Origin of the sequence: Nonomuraea sp. ZG12, assembly GCF_052068115.1 — a bacterium.
Lineage (GTDB): Bacteria > Actinomycetota > Actinomycetes > Streptosporangiales > Streptosporangiaceae > Nonomuraea.
Map to the genome: position 1 here is coordinate 1 of NZ_JBQHCW010000074.1, position 4,218 is coordinate 4,218.

At 71.6% G+C, this 4,218-nt stretch carries 1 protein-coding gene; it reads left to right on the plus strand.

The features are described from left to right. The coding region (locus ACTMTF_RS49260; protein WP_441117016.1) for a type I polyketide synthase at nt 1–4,218 on the plus strand (4,218 nt) is incomplete at both ends.

A 4,218-nucleotide genomic window follows, 5' to 3' on the forward strand; every position in this document is an offset into this window, starting at 1 on the left:
GATCCGGAGTTGGCGATCGGTGTGCTGGCGCAGGCTTTGGATCATGGTGAGGGGCCGGTCACGGTCGCCGACATCGACTGGTCCCGGTTCGCGCCGGTCCTGACGGTGCAGCGGCCCAGTCCGCTGATCGGTGATCTGCCCGAAGCCCGGCGAGCCCTGAGCGACCCGACCCCCACCAGCGCCGAAGAGCACCGGACGACCGCCGGCACAGAGCTGACGGCCCGGCTGACCGGCCTGAACCGGGCCGACCAGATCCGGACGCTCACAGATCTGGTCCGGACCGAGGCCGCCGTCGTCTTGGGCCACTCCTCCCCGGAGGCGCTGGCCGCTGGGCGGGCGTTCAAGGACCTCGGCTTCGACTCGCTGACCGCAGTGGACCTGCGCAACCGGCTGAACACCGCCACCGGGATGACCTTGCCGGCCACACTGGTCTTCGACTACCCGACCTCGGCGACGCTGGCCAGCTTCCTGCGCTCGCGACTGCTGGGCGATCGGGATGATGCCGTGGTCGTCACCGCGACTGCTTCGGATGAGCCGATCGCGATCGTCGGTATCGGCTGCCGTTTCCCCGGTGGGGTCCGCGGTCCAGAAGAGTTCTGGCGGCTGCTCGCAGCCGGGGCGGACGTCGTCTCGGACCTGCCGGCCGACCGGGGCTGGGACCTGGCGGCCATTCACGATTCAGCCTCGGCCGAGCCGGGTCAGGCCCCTCGTGGCGGGTTCCTCTACGATGCCGGCGAATTCGATCCCGCGTTCTTCGGGATCAGCCCGCGTGAGGCGCTCAGCATGGACCCGCAGCAGCGGCTGCTGCTGGAAACCTCCTGGGAGGCGCTGGAGCGGGCCGGCATCGATCCGGAACTGCTGCGCGGGTCGGCGACCGGGGTGTTCGTCGGGGCCTCCTGGTCCGGATACGGCCTCGACCGGCAACAGGAAGCGGGCGGCGACAGGGGGCACCTGCTGACCGGCACGTCGAGCAGTGTGTTGTCCGGGCGGATGTCGTACGTGCTGGGTCTGGAAGGCCCGGCGGTGTCGGTGGACACCGCCTGCTCGTCGTCCCTCGTCGCGCTGCACCTGGCCGGGCAGGCACTGCGGTCGGGGGAGTGCACGCTGGCGCTGGCCGGCGGCGCGTTTGTCGCCGCCACCCCCGTGATGTTCACCGGCTTCAACACCCAGCTCGGGCTGGCGCATGACGGTCGCTGCAAGGCCTTCGGGGCGGGCGCGGACGGCATGGGGATGGCCGAGGGCGCGGGTGTGCTGGTGGTGGAGCGGCTGTCGGACGCGCAGCGGAACGGGCATCCGGTCCTGGCCGTGATCCGGGGCAGCGCCATGAATCAGGATGGCGCGTCGAACGGCTTGACGGCCCCGAACGGTCCGTCGCAGCAGAGAGTGATCCGCTCCGCACTGGCGAGTGCTCGGCTGTCGGCGGCGGATGTCGATGTGGTGGAGGCGCACGGCACCGGGACGGTGCTGGGCGACCCGATCGAGGCGCAGGCGTTGCTGGCGACGTATGGTCAGGATCGGCCGGAGGGGCGGCCGTTGTGGCTGGGTTCGGTGAAGTCGAACATCGGGCACACGCAGGCGGCGGCTGGGATGGCCGCTGTCATTAAGATGGTGCTGGCTCTGCGGCATCAGGAGTTGCCGCGAACCCTGCACGTGGACGAGCCCTCGCCGCACATCGACTGGTCGTCGGGTCAGGTACGGCTGCTGAACGAGCCCGTCGCCTGGCCGGTGAGCGACCGCCCCCGCCGGGCCGGCGTGTCGGCGTTCGGGATGAGCGGCACCAACGTCCACACCATCCTGGAGGAAGCCCCCGATCCTGACACGGACGCCGAGGACGTCGCTCCGTCTCCGGAACCGGCGGTGCTGGCCGATCCTCAGCCGCTCTGGCTGTTGTCCGGGCGCACGGCCACCGGTCTGGCCGCGCAGGCGCGCCGGCTGAGCACCCACCTGAGCACGCGTCCGGGCCTGGATCCGGTCGATGTGGGCTGGTCACTGGCGACGACCCGGTCGGTGTTCGAGCACCGTGCCGTCGTCAGCGGGGACGAACTGCTGTCCGGCCTGGCGGCCGTGGCCACCGGCGAGTCGGCGGCCGGTGTGGTCAGCGGCGTCGTACCGGGCGGCCGGCCGCGGGTGGGATTCCTGTTCGCCGGTCAGGGGGCGCAGCGGGCCGGGATGGGCCGTGAACTGTATGCGGCGTCGCCGGTGTTCGCGGCCGTGTTCGACGAGGCGTGCGAGCTGCTGGAGGCGGAGCTGGGCCTGCCGATCAGGGACGTCGTTCTCAGCAGTGACGAAGGCGACGCGCGGGCCGATCAGACGGTGTTCGCGCAGGCGGGGTTGTTCGCGGTCGAGGTGGGGCTGGTCGCTCTGCTGGCGGCGGCCGGGATCGTCCCGGAGGCGGTCGCGGGTCATTCGGTCGGGGAGGTCGCGGCGGCGTACGCGGCGGGTGTCCTCAGTCTTGAGGACGCGTGCCGGCTGGTGGGTACGCGGGCTCGGTTGATGCAGGCGCTGCCCGAGGGTGGCGCGATGGCGGCGATCGAAGCCGGCGAGGCGGAGATCCTCGCGATGTTGGACGAGGCGTCCGGGGTGTCGGTGGCGGCGGTGAACGGCCCGTCGTCGGTGGTGATCTCGGGCGACGAGGCCGCCGTTGACGCGGTGGTGGAGCTGTGGCGGGAGCTGGGCCGGCGGGTGCGGCGGTTGCGGGTGAGCCACGCGTTCCATTCGGCTCGGATGGATCCGATGCTCGACGAGCTCGGCGCGGTGGCGGCCGGGCTGACGCATGCGGCACCGGCCGTGACCTGGGTGGGCGCTCTCACCGGTGACGTGATCACGGATCCGGACGCGGGCTACTGGGGTCGGCAGGCACGCCAGGCCGTCCGGTTCGCCGACGCCGTCACCACGCTGGCAGGTCAGGACATTTCGGTGTTCATCGAGATCGGTCCCGACGGGACGCTGTCGGCGATGGGCACGGCCGCTCTCGACGAGTTCGACGGCGGCACCGAACCGGTGTTCATCCCGCTCCAGCGCCCGGACACGCCCGCGCGGAGTTCCGTACTGGCTGCCCTGAGCCGCGCTCACGTCCACGGCGTGGACGTCGACTGGGCCGCCGTCCTGCCGACCGGGCGGCGGATTGACCTGCCGACCTACGCATTCGCCCACGAAAGGTTCTGGCTGCGCGGAGAGCAGCCGACCGGCCAGGCGGCGGAGAGCATCGAGCGCGGCTCGGCGGCCGAGGCGCGGTTCTGGGCGGCGGTCGAGGGTGGTGACGTTCGAGCCTTGGCGGAGACCTTGGCTGTGGATGACGTGGAGCGGCTTGGTGCGGTGTTGCCGGGTTTGCGGTCGTGGCGGCGGCGGGAGCGGGATGAGTCGGCGACTGCTCTGTGGCGTTATCGGACGTCGTGGGTGCCGGTGAGTGATCCGTCTGCGGTTCGGTTGGCGGGGACGTGGTTGGTGATCTGTGGTCCGGCTGATGACGGGTCGGCGCAGGAGTGTGTGCGGGTGCTGGCGGCTCGAGGGGCGCGGGCGGTGCTCGTGGAGTTGGGCCTCGGTGATCTGGGTCGGGCGGAGATCGCTGCCCGGATCGGTGAGGCTCTGGGGTCGGTCGATGGCATCGCTGGAGGCGTGTCCTACTCCGGCTCGGGTGCGCCCTTCCCCGGAGGCGTGTCCCGCTCCGGCGCGGAAGCGCCTTCCCTCGTAAGCGGGTGGGGTCTTGAGGGGGTGGTGTCGCTGCTGGGTCTGGTTGAGGAGGCGCTGCCGGGGCTCGATGCGGTGTCTGCTGGGGTGGCGGGGACGTTGGGGTTGGTTCAGGCGTTGGGGGATGCCGGGGTGGCGGCGCCGTTGTGGGTGCTGACGCGTGGTGCGGTGGCCGCTGGGCCGGCCGATGTGCTGACGGCTCCGGTTCAGGCTCAGGTGTGGGGGCTGGGGCAGGTGGCCGCTCTGGAGCATCCGGACCGGTGGGGTGGACTGATCGATCTGCCGCCGGTCTGGGACGAGTGGGTCGATGTCCGGTTGGCGGGGGTGCTGGCGGGCTGCGGTGAGGACCAGGTAGCGATCCGGGGTGCCGGAGTGCTGGGCCGCCGCTTGGTCCGGGCCGTTCCTGATCTCGCTCCTGCCGGTGGGTGGGGGTGGGTGGCGCGGGGGACGGCGTTGGTGACGGGTGGTACTGGTGCGATCGGTGTGCGGGTGGTGCGTTGGCTGGCGGAGCGGGGGGCTGAGCGGGTTGTT